Here is a 19,128-nt window from a genome sequence, read left to right as displayed (position 1 = left end):
CATTTGAACGCACTTTTAATTTGATATATGCGCATGTTTTATCTGGCGTATCTTTTCCCTGTAGCTACAGATATAAATCCTTCACTGAACGGGGCCATCCCGCAGAAATAAAAAATTCACATATTATAAAAAGTATCAATAAAAAAGTACAAACACATTGATAATCCTTTTATAACACGTGAATTATAAATGTCACCCTTTATCATACGTACCATCATAAATTTTAGACCTAATATAAACATTCCAAAACAAAAACATCAATCGGCTTTTCTGGCGCCGAAACAACGAAAGCCCTACCTCTCTTTCATCCTTACGGTTCCTCTGACCGAGCCAGTATGATTCAGCGCAAAGTTCAATCTGCTTTCATACCATCTGTTGCAAAGTATTAACAATAAAACGATAGTATATTCATGACAGGTCACAAAAAATCTTGTCATTCACATTAGGTCTACTTTAGTATAGATGTTATCATTCAAAAAGTCAACTGAAGAAAGTACTTAACCCATGCCTTTACTTTGGCACGGGTTAAAGAGGATGATCATAATTTCTGCTCATTGTCCTAAATCCGTATTCTTTAATGTTCCACAAATACATTTAAAATTTTTTCCAGATCTTCAATTTTCCGGGCATATAGCAGTATCCGTCGACGTTGGGTATCCACAACCAAGACGCCATCCTCAGATAATTTCATGTTCTTTACTCGATCATACTTTGTGAATTCCAAACCGTAAAAGAATCCATCCGCCTTAAAACGAGCACTTGGCGCGTGAATAAGCGTGTTGTACAGCAAGGTGATCACCAATAATATGAGCACACTATTCATTACAGCGTTATTTTCGCCTCTGACAGTATTGGAAATAAATATAATGGCAAGCAAAACTGCAAGAATCAGTTGGTCCAGATAATTCCGCTTACGAAGACGTACGGATAGAACTGTTTTCCCCTTTAGTACGCGAACAAGGATGCCGTCGTAAAAAATATAAGCCAGCAATCCCGCTAATATCAGGCATAAAAAAGCGATTATCAAAGTCATGTGTCTCCCCCCACTTTATGTGCTTTCATCTATTACCAAGTTTAAACGATCTACATATTAAAAAAACCAGGAATTGAAGCGCTTTCGGTTAATTTCTGAAGCAAGCCGCCTCCCATATCCAAGACAACATCGACACCTTTTTTATACTCCTAAGAAATGCCCCACCATCTAAAGCCAAGATGCAGAACGTGTTTGTGAAGGAAAACTCCTTTCGAGGCTTTTTATAATTAGGTGTTGCACTTAGTTTGACAATTCAAGCTAAAAAAACAGCCGTTTGCAAAACGACTGTTCGTTCAGATGGAGAGCAGCAAATGAAACGTGATTTTCTAACAATTTAAACGTACAGGATACTAATTACTTCTTTTTCGACCGAACTTGGCTTTTAGTCCGCGCTTGACCACTTGAAAGAACGTCAGCGACCGAACCATTCGTTCCGGTTTCACGTATTTTCGCACGGCACGCAAAACTTCCTTAGGATTCTTAGAAGAAAAAGAGTACGCTCCATTTTTTTTCGTTCGTATGGCATAGCGAGGAATCCACTTCCCTTTAAACATCACTGAAGCAACGACATAATCGACGTCATCCCAAGGGATTTGAATGTTTTTTCGAGCATCTCGGTCATTATAAAACTCAAACCCTTTGTCGCCAATCATGATTTTGCCATAATCAGCAAGCCCAATAAAAGAAGTGGCATCCCCTACAAAATCGACTTTTGTATTCATTGATTGAACCATTTTCTTTGCTCCATTCCCTTTCGCTATACTCATTCATTATACTTTTTTTCCATCGACCAAACAATTTTGATCGGGCATGCTCAAGCGGTTAGTTAGAAAACATATAGATAAAGCCTGAAATCCTTAACTTAAGAGGAATCAGGCTCAATTATTGGCATACAACTCCTGGGATGCAGGATTTATACTCAATTTAATGACTCAATGAATAAATATATACCCAGGCTAAAATATTAGCTATTACATCACGTTTAGTAAGTGCAAGGCGATACCAACCACGAACAACCCAAGAATCATAATGATTGGAGAAACTTTCTTCTTAAGCAACCACATGCAAAGAAGCGTTAACGCCAATGCAGCTAAACCGGGAATTAAACTATCCAAGTTGTTTTGTAACGTCGTTACTTTTTGTGCTGCCAATGAAAGACCGGAAGCTTGTTGTTCCAACGCTGATTTAATTCCTGCCGCGCCGGACGGTAAATTGCTCCAATCAATAAAAGCACCCTTGTCAAGCTTAACTGAAGATACAACTGGCGTGAATTTTATTGATACCCAACGGTTAACTAATGCACCCAGGATGAACATACCAAGGATTGATGCACCTTTAGTAATATCCTGAAGCAATCCACCAGATAAGTCGTCAGTAATTTTAGAACCCGCTTTGTAGCCAAATTCCTGCGTAGACCACATGAATGCCATACGAATAATATTCCATCCAAAGAAATAAATAATTGGTCCGAGAATGTTACCGGTCATCGCAAGAGAAGCTGCTAATGCACCAAGTATTGGTTTTACCGTGAACCAGAAAGCCGGATCACCGATACCTGCTAACGGCCCCATCATGCCTATTTTAACCCCTTGAATGGCTACGTCGTCAACTGGCGCACCATTTGCACGTTCTTCTTCAAGTGCTAAAGTTACACCAATAATTGGTGAAGCGACATAAGGGTGAGTATTAAAGAACTCTAGGTGACGTTTAAGTGCAGCCGTACGGTCTTCCTTAGTTTTGTATAGTTTTTTGATTGCCGGAATCATTGTATAGGCCCAACCGCCATTTTGCATACGTTCATAGTTCCAAGAACCTTGAAGGAAAGTTGAGCGCCACCAAACAGAAATACGATCCTTTTTTGATAATCTCAATTCTTGTGCCATTTTTATTTCTCCCTCCTTCTTAGTAATTATCAATAATGTCGCCTAGTGGATCACCGGTGTTTGAATTTCCGCCATTACCTGAGCCGCCTTGCTTGGAAAGCGCCAGATAGATAAGGGCAATAGCTACACCGATAGCACCAAGACCGATCAATGTGATTTGTGTTACAGTCGCGAGTACGAAACCAATGGCAAAGAATGGCCATACTTCTTTTGTTGCCATCATGTTGATAACCATTGCATAACCAACGGCAACGACCATGCCACCGCCAATCGCTAAACCACTTGTCAACCAAGTTGGCATCGCTGCAAGTAACCCTCTAACTGGACCCGCACCAACTGCTAAAATCAATGCTGCCGGGATGGCGATACGTACCCCTTGCATGCAGATCGCGCTGATGTGCCATAGTTCAACTTTTTTGAAGCTTCCTTCATTAGCTGCAGCATCCATAAAGTGCACAAAAGCTGTTGCAATCGTACGGCAGATGATGGTTAATAACAAACCTGCAACGGCAAGCGGGATAGCAATCGCGATTGCAGAAGATACACCAGCATTGCCTTGCCCACTAAGAACTAAAATAATTGCAGAGGCAACAGATGCTAGCGCAGCATCAGGCGCTACAGCGGCACCGATATTTGCCCAACCTAGGGCAATCATTTGTAGCGTACCGCCAAGGATAAGACATGGTACTAAATTTCCTGTCACTAAGCCGATTAACGTACATGCAATGACTGGTTGGTGAAAGTGAAATTCATCCAGAATTCCTTCCATACCCGCTAAAAATGCCACGAGAACGACTAATATAATTTGAATAATGTTCAAATCCATGATTGTTAATCCTCCCTTTCTCCTGAATAATTATTATCTTAATTTGTTTAACTCATCTTGAGCTTTCTTGAGAATTTCGTTCATGTCACCTTTTGAATCGTTTGGCACCTTACGTACATCGAAGGCCAAACCGGCTTCTCTTAACTTAGCGAAAGCATCAATATCATCTTGGTTAAAGGCGAGCACCTTATTCGGTTGAACTTTACCTGGTGAGTGTGCCATAGAACCTACATTGATGGTCGTCAATGGAACACCGCCCTTAACCGCTCTCACCACATCCTGCGGATTTTCGAAAAGAAGCAGCGCGCGTTCACCACCAAAATGCTGATCATCCTTTGCCAGTTTGATCATTTGAGCGACAGGAACAACGTGTGCTTTGACCCCCGGCGGCGCCGCTTGTTGGATTAATTTTTTACGAAGATCATCCTCAGCTACCGCGTCGGATACGACGATGATACGCGTTGGTTGGGTCGTTTTGGCCCATGCAGTTGCGACCTGACCGTGAAGCAAACGGGAGTCAACACGTGCCAACACGTATTTAAATGTACCGGGAGTACCTTTCTTTACCTGCTGGGCAGGAGCTGAAGCCGTTGCTTTTGCCGGTTCTAATTCTTCAGGTCTGATTTTGACCCCCTCTTTTGCTGTGCGCGAAATATGCGCCGCAATTTCACGTGCTGTGTTCATGGATAAGCGCGAAGCATACGCTTCGATCACCATCGGTAAGTTCATACCGGCAACGATTGCCCATTTATCTTTGTGTGCTTCAAACAAGCTGTTGACTTGATTGAACGGTGTTCCGCCCCAAAGATCGACTAAGAACAGAACTTCCTCTTGATCGTCCAAAGATGCAATCGCTTTTTTCAGTTTTGTCTTAACGTCGTCGGGACCTTCGTTGGGCATTAAGGTAACCGTTTGGACATTCTCCTGCTTTCCAAAAATCATTGAGCCGGATTGGAAAATGCCTTCAGCAAAATCGCCGTGGCTTGCTAGGATAATACCTACCATCGTTTAATACCTCCTATGTCAATATTTGCACTTTAGTACATTACTTAAGCATCCAGTTCTGTCATCGCTTTCAAAAAATCGAAACAACATACTGGATCGATTCGTCGTGATGAAACACTTCTCACCCCCCTTCATGTTTAAGGAAATACACAATTAAGTAGAGCAGAAAATTTAAAAATCATTTGATCTACACCAAGCCCTTTTCAGAAAGCGCTTTCCAAAGATTTTTTGAACTATCATTGGAAACCTTGCGGACATCAAGCTTAATCCCATGATCATGAAACCACTTGAAAGCCTCCACATCGGCCGCATTAACAGCGATTGCATCGGTAACCATGACTCGCGTATTGTCAAAGCTAATCGCACCAATATTGATCGAATCAACCCTTATGCCACCTTCGACAATGCATCTTGCGTCAACTGCGTTCTCAACCAGAATCATAGGTTTTAAAACGTTAAAACGCGGATCATGATAGATTCTTATCATTTTCTCCAACGTAACGACATGCGTCCTAATTCCAGGAGGTGCAGCTTGCACGATCAATGTCTTGCGTGTCAGATCGCGCGCCACACGATCAGATACAACTAAGATGCGATTAACGTGGATGGCTTTCGCCCAATTCGTAGTCACTTGCCCATGTAGTAAACGACTGTCAATACGTAATAAACGAACATCCATCGTCATGACAACCCACCAACATTGCAAGTGCGAGCAAAATAACTAATATCACTCTCCACCTTTTCCGAGTAAGTAATCCACGCTCACCACGCGTTCGTAGTTTCTGATTACTCTGTAGCGCTTTCATGATTTGGGTTTCAAACCACGAAGAGTATAAAATCTCTCAGAAAATCCCTACACAACATCATAAGCAAATTACATGCCAATTTTTGTGTATCGTATAAAAGAGCCGGAATAACAGGATTTTTCCACTAATAAAAAAAAATAAATGACACACTTAGTTGTGTATCATTTATTTTGTGTATCGTTTTTTTCTTTTTCTGTATTAAATATTTCGACGATATAATACACTTCAGCCTCTGAAAGATCGATATTAATCGTGTCGTGCAGAACCTTATTCGCCTGTTTCACGATCGGGTACAGTTTCTCCAATCTGACGCTAGCTAGTTGATCATCATCAACATTCATTTCTGAGCGTGTCAGATAACGCTCAATTGCTCCTGCCATATGCATAATCAAACTAACTTTGAAGGCATTGGACATGTTGAGCTTACTGCGCTGCTGAATAAAATCGCAATAACTCCACAATATTTTTGCGATTTTTTCGGGATTAATGAATGTAAAGTACTGTCCCAAATAGTTCTGACTCATTTCTTCCGTTAATAACTCCGAATGTTCCAGAGCCTCTGCTTCACGTACAGTATGATTGTTTATTTCTTCGATCAGACTGACAAAACTCTCGCCTCCACCCTGCAATAAATTTTCTAGTGAAACGAATGGAACAGCAAGTTGGGGATTCACAACACCGGTCGTGGCTACGATTTGATATTTTTGCTGGATTTTAGCAATTTGTTCTTTCATATTCACGACCGAAACTGTGATCACTGTGATATCATCAATCAGATTGTCGACCAATATCTTATCTAACAGGTCTTTAATTCTCTGAGCTGTTCCTTCACCCGTCGAACAAATCGCAATAATAGCCTTCTCTCTTTGATCTGATATTTTCTGAACATCATTCTTTTTTTTCTGGACCTTATTAATCGTTCGAGAATAGCCATTAAATTCACGCAATTCCCGATATACTGTTTCAAGATCACTATCGATCAGTGCTGTTTTACGAGCTGCTTCAAGCACCATCGCTGTCGTCACCATATCGATCGTTTTGACATGAACATTCGTTTTCTCTGTCAGTTTACTGCTAAATGTGCTCAGAGACCCCATATCGACCAATAGTAAAACCCCGTTGCCCTGATCGATATTTTTTGCTTGTAATGCAATGCCATCCAATGCGACTTTAGGACTCATTTCAAGCGGCATATCATATGCGGCGATATTATCGACAGACAGCAGTTGCGAAACCACTTGCACCATTGAGGATGCGGTACTGTTCCCATGGGCTGCCACAACGATTCCAACTTTTCCGGCTTTAGGTTCTGATTTTAACGAGACTAAAAGGATCGCCATGTAATACACTTCAGATTCAGGAACGGGAAAACGATAATGATCCTCGATCAATACTTTAACGTGTTCCGCAATCTTGAGTTCATCAGGATAATCATGGACCATTGAAATCAAATCAGATGAAATACTGCGTAACGGTTTTCCTGACTGGACCCGCTTAATAAAAGAGCTGATATGTAAACTCATCGCGTAAATGAAATTATCCCTGACTGGATAATTCTCTCTTTCCTGAAGCAGGCGTTGGATCTGCTTGGTTAAGTCAATAATTTCTTGATCAACGATCTCATTCAGACTGCTGAACGTTTTTTCCAGATTCCCTTGCCGATAAAAAGATTTTAAATGCAGATTAATATCCGTCATAATGAAGTTATTGATCGCTGTTTGGTCCAATCCTTCGTCTTTCAGTAGCGTAGCTTTATCGCCAATGATTTCATACAAATTATAAGGCAGTTCATAGCTGTCAATGTCGGGCAGACCGCGCTTAGCATTGGGCTTGATCACCATCGTCGGTTCCAACAAGCGACTCAGATTCCCCAGTTCTTTCCGATTGTCAGCCAAATTGGAAAGTCCATCTTTGATATTTGGCGGCAACTGGCTAAAAAGCAGGGTTATTTCATTTTTATTATGCATGCTATTCAAAAAGCCTTGAGCACACACTAATTGAATATTAGATTTCAATTGCCCAACATTACCGTATGTAACACTTCCCAGCAGTGCTTGAACGACATCTTCATTTAAACGAATATTTTTATGAATCCGATTTGCTTCAAGTGTTAATAATTGTTCTAATAATTGTAATTTTTCACGTGCACTTCTTTGTTTAAAGTCCGGCAGCTGAATGATGATCGGGATACGACGGACAAAAGTCTGCAACAATGAACTTTCCGGGTCTTCAGTTGTTGCGTAAACAAGTCTGACGTCCGCATGATGAACTTTGGTCGTTTCGCCTAAACGGCTGTATGTTCCATGATCCATAAAATAAAAAATCATTTCTTGCCCCTCAGGCGGCAGACGATGGACTTCATCAAGAAAAAGCATTCCGCCATCAGCTTCTTGAATCAGACCATCTTTATCACTGTTGGCACCAGTAAAAGCTCCCTTGACGTAGCCAAACAAATGCGACATCAACAACTGCGGATTGTGTGCGTAATCTGCACAATTGAATGTGGTAAATCCCTTTTTGGAGATGATCTCCTTATCTAATGCAAAATGGTACATTTTATTAGCAAAATACGTCTTACCGGATCCTGTCGGCCCAATGATCAGTGTATTCAGTCCGTGCGGTGGATAAAGCAATGCTGCTTTGGCCTGCTCGACTTGATTCTTTAGGCTATCACGATTGCCAATCATGTTCTCAAAAGCATCCACTTCGTTCTTATGTGCAGCAGATTTCTCTTTAATGTTGTGATCACTGATACGAGCATCCCCTGCAAACCCAATGTTGGGTTTCTGCTCCATCTTAATTTTACGTTTCCCGACTGCATGATTCACGACATAGTGAACCGGTCGACCATTTAACTTCTTTATCCTTCCCTCTCTGACAAGCTGATTTAACTCCTTGCTAACATTCGGGCGAAGCACACCGATCGCTTCGGAAATTTCACTCGTTGTCACACCTTGATCCATACTGAGTGCGTGCTTTTCCATATACGTTAAAACTTTTTCACGCCGTGACATTATATGCCCTCCTTTTTTAACTATATTGTGTATCACAAGCAAAAAAGTAAGCGGATTCATTATCTCCAATACAGGATTTTATTTCAACTTATACATTTTCAAAATATCAATTTCTATACATATTCACTCATATCGTTTTTTTCATAAATTAGCTCAGCGCGTGAATTTAATAACTTAGGGACAAAATCACTATGAATGATACACATAGATGACGAACCTTCATCTTAGTACTCTGCTTTGCGTTTCTAACGGATCAGAAAATTCATCTTGCAACAAATCCACTACGTAACAGAGTTCTTCATCCGGCAGCGTCAGATTCATTTCTTTTTCGATCACAGCTGAAGCCTTTTTCACTTTGCCCAGCAGTTTTCTCTTTTCATCAGTAATTGGCTCTTTATATTGAAGGTTTTCATTTGTAATCGTTCGTTCAAGAGCAAACGCGCAGTGTACCACAATACGCAGGGTCATTGTATTTTTGAAGTGAACTTCCCACTCTTTTTGCAAACTCTCACAAAAATGGAGCAAAGTTGTAATCGCTCGGTATGGGTTAAGATAGGTCAGCATCATTTTTAGGCTATCTTCGCATAGACCCCGAATGATGGCGTCGGATTGACCATTATTAATACGCAAATGTTTATTTACAATCGCCTGCTCGATTATTTTCTGACCTTCTCCTTCTATAAAGTGTTCAAGTGAAATGAAGGGAGCTCTGATTTTCGGCTTTGTGACACCGATGGAACAAAGGATTGTATACTTTTTCTGCAATTCCTGAACGTTCTGATTCAGATTAATGATTGACATAGGAATAATTTTAATCGTTTCTTCGGTCACATCACCAATAAACGTCTTGATCATTTCTTCTATTTTCTTTGCCGTTCCTTCCCCACTTGAACAAATCGTCAGGATGGCTTTTGGCTTATCTTTGTGCTCAGAATTCGGGCTCTTCAATACATTTTCTGCCCCGGGATCAGGGTTTTTCAAAGAGTTATAAATGGCGTTTAAATCCATGTCCAAGAAGTTCGCTTTACGTACTGCATCGAGCACCATCGGCGTTGACACCATATCAATGGCTTTGACCGGAATGCCGGCTTGTTCCCTGATTTTATCTTCAAAATAATAGAGTGAGCCCATATCTACAAGCATCAGGACGCCTTCTCCGCGATCAATTTTTTTAACCGCTGCTACAATTTCTTCAAGAATTACCTTAAAGCTGATATCTAAAGGCATATCGACAGCCATGATATTGTAATCACCCAGCAGCTCCTTAGTAACGTTAACCATTGATGATGCTGTGCTGTTTCCATGCGTCGCGACAATGATGCCTACTTTCCCTTTTTGGTTCAATTCATTAGCCGAAACAAGAAGAATAGCCAAATACATGACTTCAATTTTCGGAAGGCTGACATTCAATTTTTCTTCGATCATTTCTTTCATTTTGAGTGCAACCTGATACTCGATTTCACTTTCCTCAATCAGGCGCCCATGTGAAGGTGGTGCAGTAAGTTTCGTGCGGTTTTTCCGCTTAAGATAGCCGTCAATATGAAGACTGAGAAAGTAAAGAAATTTATCATTAAAGGTTTTGTTGAGCATACTTTCTGCAAGGGAGCGCAGTTCTTCGGACAAGTTCATGACACGCTTGTCAACCAGTTTCGCCAGCTTCATATTCGGGCTTTTTGTCACTTGCTGATAGAAGCATTTAATATGAAGCTTAATATCCGTCGCAACAAACCGGTTAATCTCGGCTGGGTCAACATTTTCCTGTTTGAGTAAATTTGATTTATCCTGGATAATCTTATACATATCAAAAGGAAGCTCATAGACATCATCATCGACAAGCTCCTTGCTGCCTTCTCCGGTAATCACTGTTACTTTCCCTACATAATTCGAAATTTCCTCATTTTCTTTAACATTTCTGGAAATAAGGCTAAGTCCTTCTTTCATTTCTTGAGGTAGCATTTTCACATAGAGATTGACATAATCGCTCTCCATGCTTTCCAGAAAGCCTTGGGCACAGACAAATTGGATATTTGATTTTAATTGGCCGACATTCCCGAAGGTCACACTTCCGATCAATGCTTTGATCACATCTTCATTCACTTTAATCCCTTTGTGAATTCGTTTTGCTTCTTTGGACAACAGATATTTGGTTAATTCAATTTTTTCCTTTGTATGCCGTTCATGGAAGGAAGGCATAGTGATTGTTATAGGAATGCGTCGTAAAAATGTGTTCAAGAAAGAAGATGATGGATCCTCAGTTGTTGCAGCGATAATCAAAACCTTTGATTCCCTGCGCTTTTCTGTTTCGCCGAGCCTGTTGTAACGGCCGGTATCCATGAAATAGAAGATCATTTCTTGGCCTTCAGGCGGGAGCCGGTGTACTTCATCAAGGAACAGCATGCCTCCGTCCGCTTTTTCAACGAGACCTTTCTTGTCACGGTCAGCCCCAGTGAATGCGCCCTTTGTATGCCCAAAAATTTGTGAGATCAATAATTGAGGATTGTTATAGTAGTCTGCACAGTTAAACACAATGAACGGTGAGTCTTTATCCATTCTTTCCATATATTTAGCATAGTTGTGCATCATGTGTGCAAACAGTGTTTTTCCGGATCCGGTTGGTCCGAGAATAAGCGTATGTAACCCGCGTGGTGGATAGACGACAGCCGCCTTTGCCTGGCTTACAATCTTTTTTAAACTTCCGTCAGCACCAATCATTAAATTAAAGGGATCTTCATTTTCGTTGATCGTCGCTTTTTCTCGCCCCAAATACAGATCCTTTAATGATGAAATGTCCAAAATGATGTGGTCAACCAAATTTCCATAATTCTTCTGAACCGTATCACGGGGAATGTAAAGTACCGGACGTTTTTTAATTTTGATCACTTTCCCGATCCGGACGAGATTATTCAATTCGAGGCTGACATTATTTCTCAACATGTCGAGATCATCGGCTAAATCGTTTGCTGAAAATCCCTCTTCCTCAAGAAGCTGTGCTTTTGTCAATGCATCACATTTTTCTTCCAATAATTGATACACACGATCGATTCTTTTCATAGCCTATCCTCCATGAATGTTGTGCTGCCTGCTGACCAATCGTTCATACATCGTCTTTTAGGCTGCAACTCATCAAGCTGCTGATCGTTGATCAAAACGTTTTCATTGTTATTTTATCATACCTTATTAAGAGTGTATTAAAAATATAACAAGCAGTTAATACACTTATATTTAAATAAAAATAAACTACATATAATTATATATCATTGAATAATCAGTTGATATTACTTATAATTACTTATATAAAATTGTTCGAAAAGGAGGACAAAAAGGACCAAGAAGGTCAAGGAAACGCAGATTTGAGCACCAGAGCGTATGCAAATAATACGTGAGGAGCGGAGAAGCAAGTTGACACAGAAATTCGCCGGTAATTTTTCCCAGACTTTTCGAACACCCTCTATAGGAGATGATGATCATTTATCAGGAAGAACGCCTTGTATCCATTCTTGCTTATTTGAAGGAACACCGCAGCATGTCAGTTGTAGACATCTGCGAACGCTATGAGGTTTCCCGAGATACGGCACGTCGAGACATCGTAAAACTTGTAGATCAAGGTGCCGCAATTCGGACGCACGGAGGTATTGCATTACCTGATTTACACAATGAAATTCTGGCTTACCGAGATCGTCTTCAAGCTTATTCTGAAGAAAAAATGAGCATTGGAAAAAAAGCAGTTTCTTTGCTGCATGAAAACGGCTGCTACTTTTTAAATGCCTCAACCACTATTTCCTGTATGGCACGGCAGATCGATACGGAAGTCACTGTTTTCACTCAATCACTGGATGTTGCTGAACTCTTATCCCACCAATCAAAGGCGGAGATCCACCTATTTGGAGGGCGTTTAAATGCAAGCAATCGATTCTTCTTTGGTTTAGAAAGTATGAAGCAAATTGAAGCGATTCATTTTGATTGCGCGTTTCTCGGTACCGCAGCAATTACTGAAGACGGCATCTATTATGATGACCAGGAAGATGCTTGGATTAGCAATTTGGTGTCCTCGCGTTCAGAGTGTACGGTTGTTCTTGCCGAACGCAAAAAATTCAGCCGCAAAAGCCGATTCAAATCGATAAATTGGAGCAGCATCGATCTGATCATCACGGATCAGCGATTGCCTGACGCCATGGAGAGCATTGCTGTGGAAAACGGGACACAAATTCTAATTGCTCAATAAACAAAAATAGACAGAATGATTTTGAATTTTTTATAAAGGAGAGAACGCACATGTCTGTTAAAATGATTTTCAGTGATATTGACGGGACACTCATCAATTCAAAACATGTCATCACAGAGAAAACAATTAAGGCGATCAAATCTTGTGCAAGGCACCAGCTTCCATTTATTCTCGTGTCCGCACGTATGCCCGGTGGCATTTTGCCCTTGCAGCAGCAGCTTGGTTTGTCCAACCCAATCGTTTGCTATAGTGGAGCACTTATTGTGAGGCCACAGCAAACCGGTTCAGCAAGCCAACCATTGTTAACCATAACCATGGATACCGAAACAGTGCTCACCATTCATCAACATATATGCAAACGCTTTCCGAATATCAGTTTTTCCGCCTACAGCTTCGACCAATGGCTGGTACAAGAACCAAACAATCCATGGATCGAACAGGAACGCCAGATCGCCGGAACAGCGGCGACTTTGTGCACGTTTCAGGATGACGACATGGACGTTGAATTCGCGCCAATTCATAAAGTGCTGTGCATGGGTGAACCAGAAAAAATCGATCAGTTGTACGAGTCACTACTTTCGTTAAAGCTAGAGGTATCCGTGTTCAAGTCAAAGCCAACCTATCTCGAAATTATGGCAAAAGATGTGGGTAAAGCAGGTGCAATGAATCTGCTTATGAAAGAATATAATGTTCGCCGTGAAGAAACCATTGCTTTTGGAGACAATTTTAACGACCTAGATATGCTGCGATTTGCCGGTATTGGTGTCGCTATGGACAACGCTCCCAGCCAAGTAAAAGGAGCCGCTGATTTCGTAACACTGTCTAATGATCAAGATGGGATTCAAGCAGCCTTGGAAAGATTCGGTATTGTTGGCAGCATTCATTAACTATTTAATAATTAGACTGTTCATCCATTGATCCATGAATTGAAAAAGTATTGCCTTGTTCTGCTGGATCAAGCCAAATCGTCCGCACATATCTGGAACAGCTTGAATATAGCGCCCTTGCGTCAATTCATTTCTTGAGTGATCAATGATGTCACGAATATTCTCTTCACCAACTTCAAGATGAAACTGCAGACCGATCACATACTTCTCATAGATAAACGCCTGATTCTGACAGGCTTTGCTTGAGGCAATGCGCACTGCGTTTTCCGGGAGATCAAAAGTATCTCCATGCCAATGAAAGACGTTCATTTGTTTTGGTATATATTGAAAAGGTTGCTCATATTTGCTTGTACGTGTGATCGGAAACCATCCGATCTCTTTTTCTTTTCCAGGATATACTTTTGCTCCAAGACTGTCCGCAAGTAATTGGGCACCCAGACAGATACCTAGTATAGGCTTTTTCAACGTAATCGCTTGCTTGATCCACTGCTTTTCCATGTTTAGCCATGGAGATTCCTCTTCCTCATAAATGTTCATTGGTCCACCCATGATCACCAGCAAATCAATTGTGTCGAAATCGGGTGAATGTAATTCATTCTTATAAAATTGAGTACCGGTTAACAAATGCCCACGCGCTTGACACCATTCCACAATGCTGCCCGGTTGTTCGAACGAAACGTGTTGAAAATAATGCACATGCATTTTGCCATCTCCCTGAATCTCTGCTTTTGAAATACGTAATATCTCATGTGATAAAGAATAAAGTCCGAAAAAGAGTGCGAAGCGTCTCCTTCTCAGACCTTTATTGCATTCCAAACCATCTATCCATTTATTTGTGCGTTAATCAAACATGTCTCCTAGCATATCCATTACCGATTTTTTCTTTTTTTTGCGGGGATAATCGTCACCATTTTGTCTTTTATCATAATACGAATCTTCTTTATAGTCACGGTCATTGTACCTTTTTCGATCATCTTCTTCGCGTTCATACCAATCATTAAACGGGCGGCGGACTTCCTTCACTCTGCTCGATATTTTGTCAAGTTCGCCCCGGTCAAGCCAAACACCTTTGCAGCTTGGACAAATATCAATCAGAACACCGTCTCTCTCGACTTCCTTCATGCGGACGTCCTCACATACTGGGCAAAACATTGAACCACTCCTCCACTTTTGGCTTAATTTCATTTTACCAAAAAAATGTATAGTTCGTTCTTTTGACTGCTTCCCCCATTCACAAAATTGCCACTTATACACCTATATAACATTAACAAAAAAGTCACAATTGAAGTGTAAGCGGTTACATCTGATATTATATAATTAAAGTGTGCTCAAGGATAATGCGTTCAAACAGTCGACTATTTAATTGAGGAGATGAACGACATGGAAGCAGTTGTAGAAGGAAGCAAATACGGATCCGCATGGGACGGATTCGTAGAGGGTATTTGGAAGAATGAAATTGACGTTCGTGACTTTATCATGAAGAACATACATGCATATACACAAGATGAGTCTTTCCTTGCCGGCCCTACCAAGAATACCGAACTTTTATGGAAACAGGTTTTGGAGCTTTCCGAAAAGGAACGGAAAAATGGCGGTGTGCTGGACATGGACACCGAAATTGTCTCTACCATCACATCTCATGGACCTGGTTATCTAAATAAATCGATTGAAAAAGTCGTCGGCGTGCAGACCGATGAGCCTTTTAAACGATCATTGATGCCTTTTGGCGGTATTCGCATGGCACAACAAGCGTGTGAATCCTACGGCTTTAAAATGAGTGATGAAGTTGAACACATTTTTACTGAGTACAGAAAAACACATAACCAAGGTGTATTTGACGCCTATACAGATGAGATGAAACTCGCACGCCACGTCGGTATTATCACCGGACTTCCTGACGCGTACGGCCGCGGACGAATTATCGGTGATTACAGACGCGTTGCACTTTATGGTATCGATTTTCTCATTGAACAAAAGAAAATTGATAAAAAAAGCACAGGAAGTAAAATGAGCGAAGACGTCATGCGTTTGAGAGAAGAGCTGACTGAACAGATTCGCGCCCTAGAAGATATTAAGAAAATGGCCGCAAGCTATGGCTTCGATATTTCCAAACCGGCTACAAATGCTCAGGAAGCCTTCCAGTGGCTGTATTTCGGTTATCTTGCAGCTGTCAAAGAACAGAACGGAGCTGCAATGAGCCTTGGTCGAACCTCTTCGTTCCTTGATATTTATATTGAACGTGATTTAGCAAACCATGTATTGACCGAAGAAGAAGCACAAGAACTCGTCGATCATTTTGTCATGAAGCTTCGTCTCGTAAAATTTGCACGCACACCGGATTATAACGAATTGTTCAGCGGCGATCCTACTTGGGTAACCGAATCCATTGGCGGAATGTCTGTCGATGGCCGAACCTTAGTAACTAAAAACTCGTTCCGTTTCCTGCATACACTGGAAAATCTCGGACCGGCACCTGAACCAAACCTGACGGTACTTTGGTCAAACCAACTTCCGAAGGCTTTTAAAAAATATTGTGCAAAGATCTCAATTAAAACCAGCGCGATTCAATATGAAAATGACGATCTGATGCGTGTTGAATATGGCGATGATTATGGCATCGCATGCTGCGTGTCGGCAATGCGAATTGGAAAACAGATGCAGTTCTTCGGTGCCCGTGCCAATCTCGCAAAAACTTTGCTCTATGCGATTAACGGTGGCGTAGACGAAGTTAAAAAGGTTCAGGTTGCACCTGCCTTGGCTCCGATCACAAGTGATATTCTGGACTATGATGAAGTCTTGGACAAATTTGATAAGATGATGGATTGGCTCTCTGATCTCTATATTAATACACTGAACGTGATCCACTATATGCACGACAAGTATTCCTATGAACGTAGCGAAATGGCGCTGCATGATACGCATATTCTGCGAACGATGGCTACAGGTATTGCCGGACTCAGTGTTGCAGCGGACTCTTTAAGCGCGATTAAATATGCAAAGGTACATGTACAGCGTGATGAAGACGGCATCGCAACCGGATTTACTATTGAAGGGGATTTCCCTAAATACGGCAATAACGATGATCGCGTCGATTCCATAGCTGTTGATCTGGTTGAGCGGTTTATGAACAAACTGAAAACAGTTGACACATACCGTGACTCAGTACAGACATTGTCGATTCTGACGATCACATCGAATGTCGTTTATGGAAAGAAAACGGGTAGCACCCCAGATGGCCGTCTGCGCGGTGAAGCATTTGCGCCGGGTGCAAACCCAATGCACGGCCGCGATAGCAAAGGAGCCCTTGCATCTCTGTCATCCGTAGCCAAACTGCCATATCGTTATTCTCTGGATGGTATTTCCAACACGTTCTCCATCGTTCCTCAGGCTTTGGGAAAAGATGAGGTCGTTCGTGAAGCCAATCTGGATGCTATGCTTGACGGCTATGCAGTAAAAGGGGGTCATCATATTAATATCAATGTGTTTAATCGCGAGACACTGATTGATGCGATGGATCATCCTGAAAAGTATCCGCAGTTGACCATTCGTGTCTCCGGATACGCCGTCAACTTCATCAAGCTTACACGTGAACAACAGCTGGAGGTTCTTCATCGTACATTCCATAAATCAATTTGAACCGTGTTGGCATAGTTTAGATCATGATCCGTTTCAGAAGGGAGGTGCCTCCAATGGTTCTTGGCAATATTCACTCCATTGAATCATTTGGCACAGTAGACGGACCCGGCATCCGATTTGTCGTCTTTACCCAGGGCTGCCCGCTCCGCTGCAAGTACTGCCATAATGTCGATACACGTGCGGTTGGCACGGGGCAACAGATCAGCGTTGATCAAATTGTCGGCGAACTGAAAGACTATTTGCCGTTCATCCAGTCTTCAGGTGGCGGAATTACGGTTAGCGGCGGAGAAGCACTCCTTCAAATGCCTTTTCTTATTGAATTATTCAAGGCATGCAGGGCAATCGGCGTTCATACCGCTCTCGACACATCCGGTTGCTGTTATGTGGATGCTCCCTTCTTCCACAAGCAATTTGATGAGCTTGCAAACTATACAGATCTTGTGCTTTTGGATCTTAAAGAAATCAATTCAGAACGCCATAAATGGCTGACTGGTCAACCAAACAAGCACATTCTGGCATTTGCTAAGCTTTTATCAGAGAAACAAATTCCAGTTTGGATCAGACATGTACTCGTTCCAACCATTACTGATTCAGAAGAAGATTTAACAGAACTCGGAGCGTTCATCAACACGCTGAGTAATGTCGAACGTGTAGAACTGCTGCCCTATCATAAAATGGGTGTCTACAAGTGGGAGGCAATGGGGCTTGATTATCCGCTTGAAGGAATTGAACCGCCCTCAGACGAAGAAGTTAAACGGGCCGCTCAGCTGATCCAGCAAAATATAGCAGAGCCGCTTGTAGCAATACCGCAATAAAAAATAGAGCATCTCGCAGAACATTCTGAGAGGTGCTCTTTTTCTATGCGCAAGCGACTTATCTTGTACAAAAAGGAAAAGATAAAATATAAAAGATTAGCGGAGTCTAGTATAAGTGTAACAAAAGAGGAACTTTCACTAACAACGCGTACGTCCTGTAGGCAACGCGAAAGCCACCGCATCCTGCGGAAGTTCAGCCAACATTAAAGACTTCGCTTCGCCAAGTTTTACTTTATATAATTTCTTACATGCGGCGGAACATAAGCATCGATAAACGCCATAATTTCATCAAACGAATCAGAAATAAGAATCTTATTCCGGTCCTCTCCCGAAAGAAATCCTTCTTCAACCATTTGATCAAAAAAGCGACTGATTAAGTCATAATAACCATTCACATTAAGGAAAATACACGGGCTTTCATTCTCTCCAAGTCGTGCCCAGGATATAGCTTCGGAAATTTCCTCAAGAGTTCCTGGCCCTCCAGGCAATGCAATGCAGCAATCGGATAAATCCATCATTGCCTTTTTTCGTTCATCCATATCATCAACAACGACTAGCCGGCTCAACCGATCATGGGCAATTTCTCGATCAACAAGAAATTGAGGAATCACTCCAGTTGCTTTTCCTCCATTGTCCAGCACTGTATCAGCGACAATACCCATTAAGCCTACCTTACCGCCTCCATACACCAACTCAAAATGATTGTTAGTAATCCAGTTGGCAAGTTGGACCGCATATGCTTCATAAATCGGATTCTTTCCTTTACTAGCACCACAGTAAACTGCAATTCGTTTCATTTCTATTCCCCTTCTGATTCAATACTATATAACCACTATAGCATAAATTTGAAGGTGACTATTTTTAAAAAAGTTGATTCATATTTAAGAAAAAGATGATCTAAGGTCATTTTCTAAATTAATCGGTAACTTAACAAATCATGTTAATAACTAGGCGTGCTGGTGTGACTCTCAAAAATCTAACGAGATGTTCTACTTCATACA

15 protein-coding genes and 1 pseudogene are annotated in these 19,128 nt (G+C 41.5%); 4 read left to right on the top strand and 12 right to left on the bottom strand.

Features of this window, described 5'->3' with window-relative positions:
• Nucleotides 1-574: 574 nt before the first annotated feature.
• The 9 genes and pseudogenes from P343_RS34950 to P343_RS34915 all read right to left on the bottom strand — a co-directional run bounded on the left by P343_RS34950 (nt 575) and on the right by P343_RS34915 (nt 11,618).
• The gene (locus P343_RS34950) at nt 575-1,033 is read right to left on the bottom strand and encodes a DUF986 family protein (RefSeq protein WP_023511571.1); all 459 of its coding nucleotides are present in this window, start codon (nt 1,031-1,033) and stop codon (nt 575-577) included.
• Nucleotides 1,034-1,086: 53 nt separating this feature from the next.
• Nucleotides 1,087-1,215, bottom strand: a pseudogene (locus P343_RS37845) (PTS mannose transporter subunit IID); the annotation flags it as partial.
• A gap of 168 nt (nt 1,216-1,383) precedes the next feature.
• Nucleotides 1,384-1,767, bottom strand: coding sequence for a DUF956 family protein (locus tag P343_RS34945; RefSeq protein ID WP_023511570.1), 384 nt, complete (start codon nt 1,765-1,767; stop codon nt 1,384-1,386).
• A gap of 237 nt (nt 1,768-2,004) precedes the next feature.
• Nucleotides 2,005-2,916, bottom strand: coding sequence for a PTS system mannose/fructose/sorbose family transporter subunit IID (locus tag P343_RS34940; RefSeq protein ID WP_023511569.1), 912 nt, complete (start codon nt 2,914-2,916; stop codon nt 2,005-2,007).
• A gap of 19 nt (nt 2,917-2,935) precedes the next feature.
• Nucleotides 2,936-3,742, bottom strand: a complete 807-nt coding sequence (locus tag P343_RS34935; protein ID WP_023511568.1) for a PTS mannose/fructose/sorbose transporter subunit IIC — start codon at nt 3,740-3,742, stop codon at nt 2,936-2,938.
• A 33-nt stretch (nt 3,743-3,775) separates the two neighbouring features.
• Nucleotides 3,776-4,747 carry a PTS sugar transporter subunit IIB gene (locus P343_RS34930; protein ID WP_023511567.1) on the bottom strand — a complete coding sequence of 324 codons (972 nt, stop codon included), beginning with the start codon at nt 4,745-4,747 and terminating at the stop codon, nt 3,776-3,778.
• Nucleotides 4,748-4,934: 187 nt separating this feature from the next.
• A complete protein-coding gene (locus P343_RS34925) occupies nt 4,935-5,432 on the bottom strand; it encodes a PTS sugar transporter subunit IIB (protein ID WP_023511566.1) in 498 nt (165 codons plus the stop codon).
• Between the two features lie 282 nt (nt 5,433-5,714).
• Nucleotides 5,715-8,567: a sigma-54-dependent transcriptional regulator gene (locus P343_RS34920; RefSeq protein WP_023511565.1), complete on the bottom strand. Its 2,853-nt coding sequence runs from the start codon at nt 8,565-8,567 to the stop codon at nt 5,715-5,717.
• A 219-nt stretch (nt 8,568-8,786) separates the two neighbouring features.
• The gene (locus P343_RS34915) at nt 8,787-11,618 is read right to left on the bottom strand and encodes a sigma-54-dependent transcriptional regulator (RefSeq protein WP_023511564.1); all 2,832 of its coding nucleotides are present in this window, start codon (nt 11,616-11,618) and stop codon (nt 8,787-8,789) included.
• A 409-nt stretch (nt 11,619-12,027) separates the two neighbouring features.
• Between P343_RS34915 and P343_RS34910 the strand changes: the two genes are divergently transcribed.
• Both P343_RS34910 and P343_RS0119265 read left to right on the top strand, forming a co-directional pair.
• Nucleotides 12,028-12,789, top strand: coding sequence for a DeoR/GlpR family DNA-binding transcription regulator (locus P343_RS34910; protein WP_023511563.1), 762 nt, complete (start codon nt 12,028-12,030; stop codon nt 12,787-12,789).
• A 50-nt stretch (nt 12,790-12,839) separates the two neighbouring features.
• Nucleotides 12,840-13,676 carry a Cof-type HAD-IIB family hydrolase gene (locus tag P343_RS0119265; protein ID WP_031264234.1) on the top strand — a complete coding sequence of 279 codons (837 nt, stop codon included), beginning with the start codon at nt 12,840-12,842 and terminating at the stop codon, nt 13,674-13,676.
• Here P343_RS0119265 and P343_RS34905 read toward each other — a convergent pair whose 3' ends face one another.
• Nucleotides 13,677-14,378, bottom strand: coding sequence for a type 1 glutamine amidotransferase (locus P343_RS34905; RefSeq protein WP_023511562.1), 702 nt, complete (start codon nt 14,376-14,378; stop codon nt 13,677-13,679).
• Nucleotides 14,379-14,516: 138 nt separating this feature from the next.
• A complete protein-coding gene (locus tag P343_RS34900; protein ID WP_023511561.1) occupies nt 14,517-14,828 on the bottom strand; it encodes a TFIIB-type zinc ribbon-containing protein in 312 nt (103 codons plus the stop codon).
• A 228-nt stretch (nt 14,829-15,056) separates the two neighbouring features.
• Here P343_RS34900 and pflB point away from each other — a divergent pair, with 228 nt between their 5' ends.
• Nucleotides 15,057-17,312 carry a formate C-acetyltransferase gene (gene pflB, locus P343_RS34895; protein ID WP_023511560.1) on the top strand — a complete coding sequence of 752 codons (2,256 nt, stop codon included), beginning with the start codon at nt 15,057-15,059 and terminating at the stop codon, nt 17,310-17,312.
• A 53-nt stretch (nt 17,313-17,365) separates the two neighbouring features.
• Nucleotides 17,366-18,127 carry a pyruvate formate-lyase-activating protein gene (pflA, locus tag P343_RS34890; protein WP_023511559.1) on the top strand — a complete coding sequence of 254 codons (762 nt, stop codon included), beginning with the start codon at nt 17,366-17,368 and terminating at the stop codon, nt 18,125-18,127.
• A gap of 227 nt (nt 18,128-18,354) precedes the next feature.
• Here pflA and P343_RS34885 read toward each other — a convergent pair whose 3' ends face one another.
• Nucleotides 18,355-18,924 carry an LOG family protein gene (locus tag P343_RS34885; protein WP_023511558.1) on the bottom strand — a complete coding sequence of 190 codons (570 nt, stop codon included), beginning with the start codon at nt 18,922-18,924 and terminating at the stop codon, nt 18,355-18,357.
• Between the last annotated feature and the right edge of the window lie 204 nt (nt 18,925-19,128).

Origin of the sequence: Sporolactobacillus laevolacticus DSM 442 (assembly GCF_000497245.1) — a bacterium.
Taxonomy (GTDB): Bacteria; Bacillota; Bacilli; order Bacillales; family Sporolactobacillaceae; genus Sporolactobacillus; species Sporolactobacillus laevolacticus.
This window is presented reverse-complemented; position numbering and strand designations above follow the sequence as displayed.

Bases quoted from the DNA above. Each gene is read 5' to 3' on its own strand.
- P343_RS34950 (WP_023511571.1), bottom strand. From the start codon at position 1,033: ATGACTTTGATAATCGCTTTTTTATGCCTGATATTAGCGGGATTGCTG.
- P343_RS34945 (WP_023511570.1), bottom strand. From the start codon at position 1,767: ATGGTTCAATCAATGAATACAAAAGTCGATTTTGTAGGGGATGCCACT.
- P343_RS34940 (WP_023511569.1), bottom strand. From the start codon at position 2,916: ATGGCACAAGAATTGAGATTATCAAAAAAGGATCGTATTTCTGTTTGG.
- P343_RS34935 (WP_023511568.1), bottom strand. From the start codon at position 3,742: ATGGATTTGAACATTATTCAAATTATATTAGTCGTTCTCGTGGCATTT.
- P343_RS34930 (WP_023511567.1), bottom strand. From the start codon at position 4,747: ATGGTAGGTATTATCCTAGCAAGCCACGGCGATTTTGCTGAAGGCATT.
- P343_RS34925 (WP_023511566.1), bottom strand. From the start codon at position 5,432: ATGACGATGGATGTTCGTTTATTACGTATTGACAGTCGTTTACTACAT.
- P343_RS34920 (WP_023511565.1), bottom strand. From the start codon at position 8,567: ATGTCACGGCGTGAAAAAGTTTTAACGTATATGGAAAAGCACGCACTC.
- P343_RS34915 (WP_023511564.1), bottom strand. From the start codon at position 11,618: ATGAAAAGAATCGATCGTGTGTATCAATTATTGGAAGAAAAATGTGAT.
- P343_RS34910 (WP_023511563.1), top strand. From the start codon at position 12,028: ATGATCATTTATCAGGAAGAACGCCTTGTATCCATTCTTGCTTATTTG.
- P343_RS0119265 (WP_031264234.1), top strand. From the start codon at position 12,840: ATGTCTGTTAAAATGATTTTCAGTGATATTGACGGGACACTCATCAAT.
- P343_RS34905 (WP_023511562.1), bottom strand. From the start codon at position 14,378: ATGCATGTGCATTATTTTCAACACGTTTCGTTCGAACAACCGGGCAGC.
- P343_RS34900 (WP_023511561.1), bottom strand. From the start codon at position 14,828: ATGTTTTGCCCAGTATGTGAGGACGTCCGCATGAAGGAAGTCGAGAGA.
- pflB (WP_023511560.1), top strand. From the start codon at position 15,057: ATGGAAGCAGTTGTAGAAGGAAGCAAATACGGATCCGCATGGGACGGA.
- pflA (WP_023511559.1), top strand. From the start codon at position 17,366: ATGGTTCTTGGCAATATTCACTCCATTGAATCATTTGGCACAGTAGAC.
- P343_RS34885 (WP_023511558.1), bottom strand. From the start codon at position 18,924: ATGAAACGAATTGCAGTTTACTGTGGTGCTAGTAAAGGAAAGAATCCG.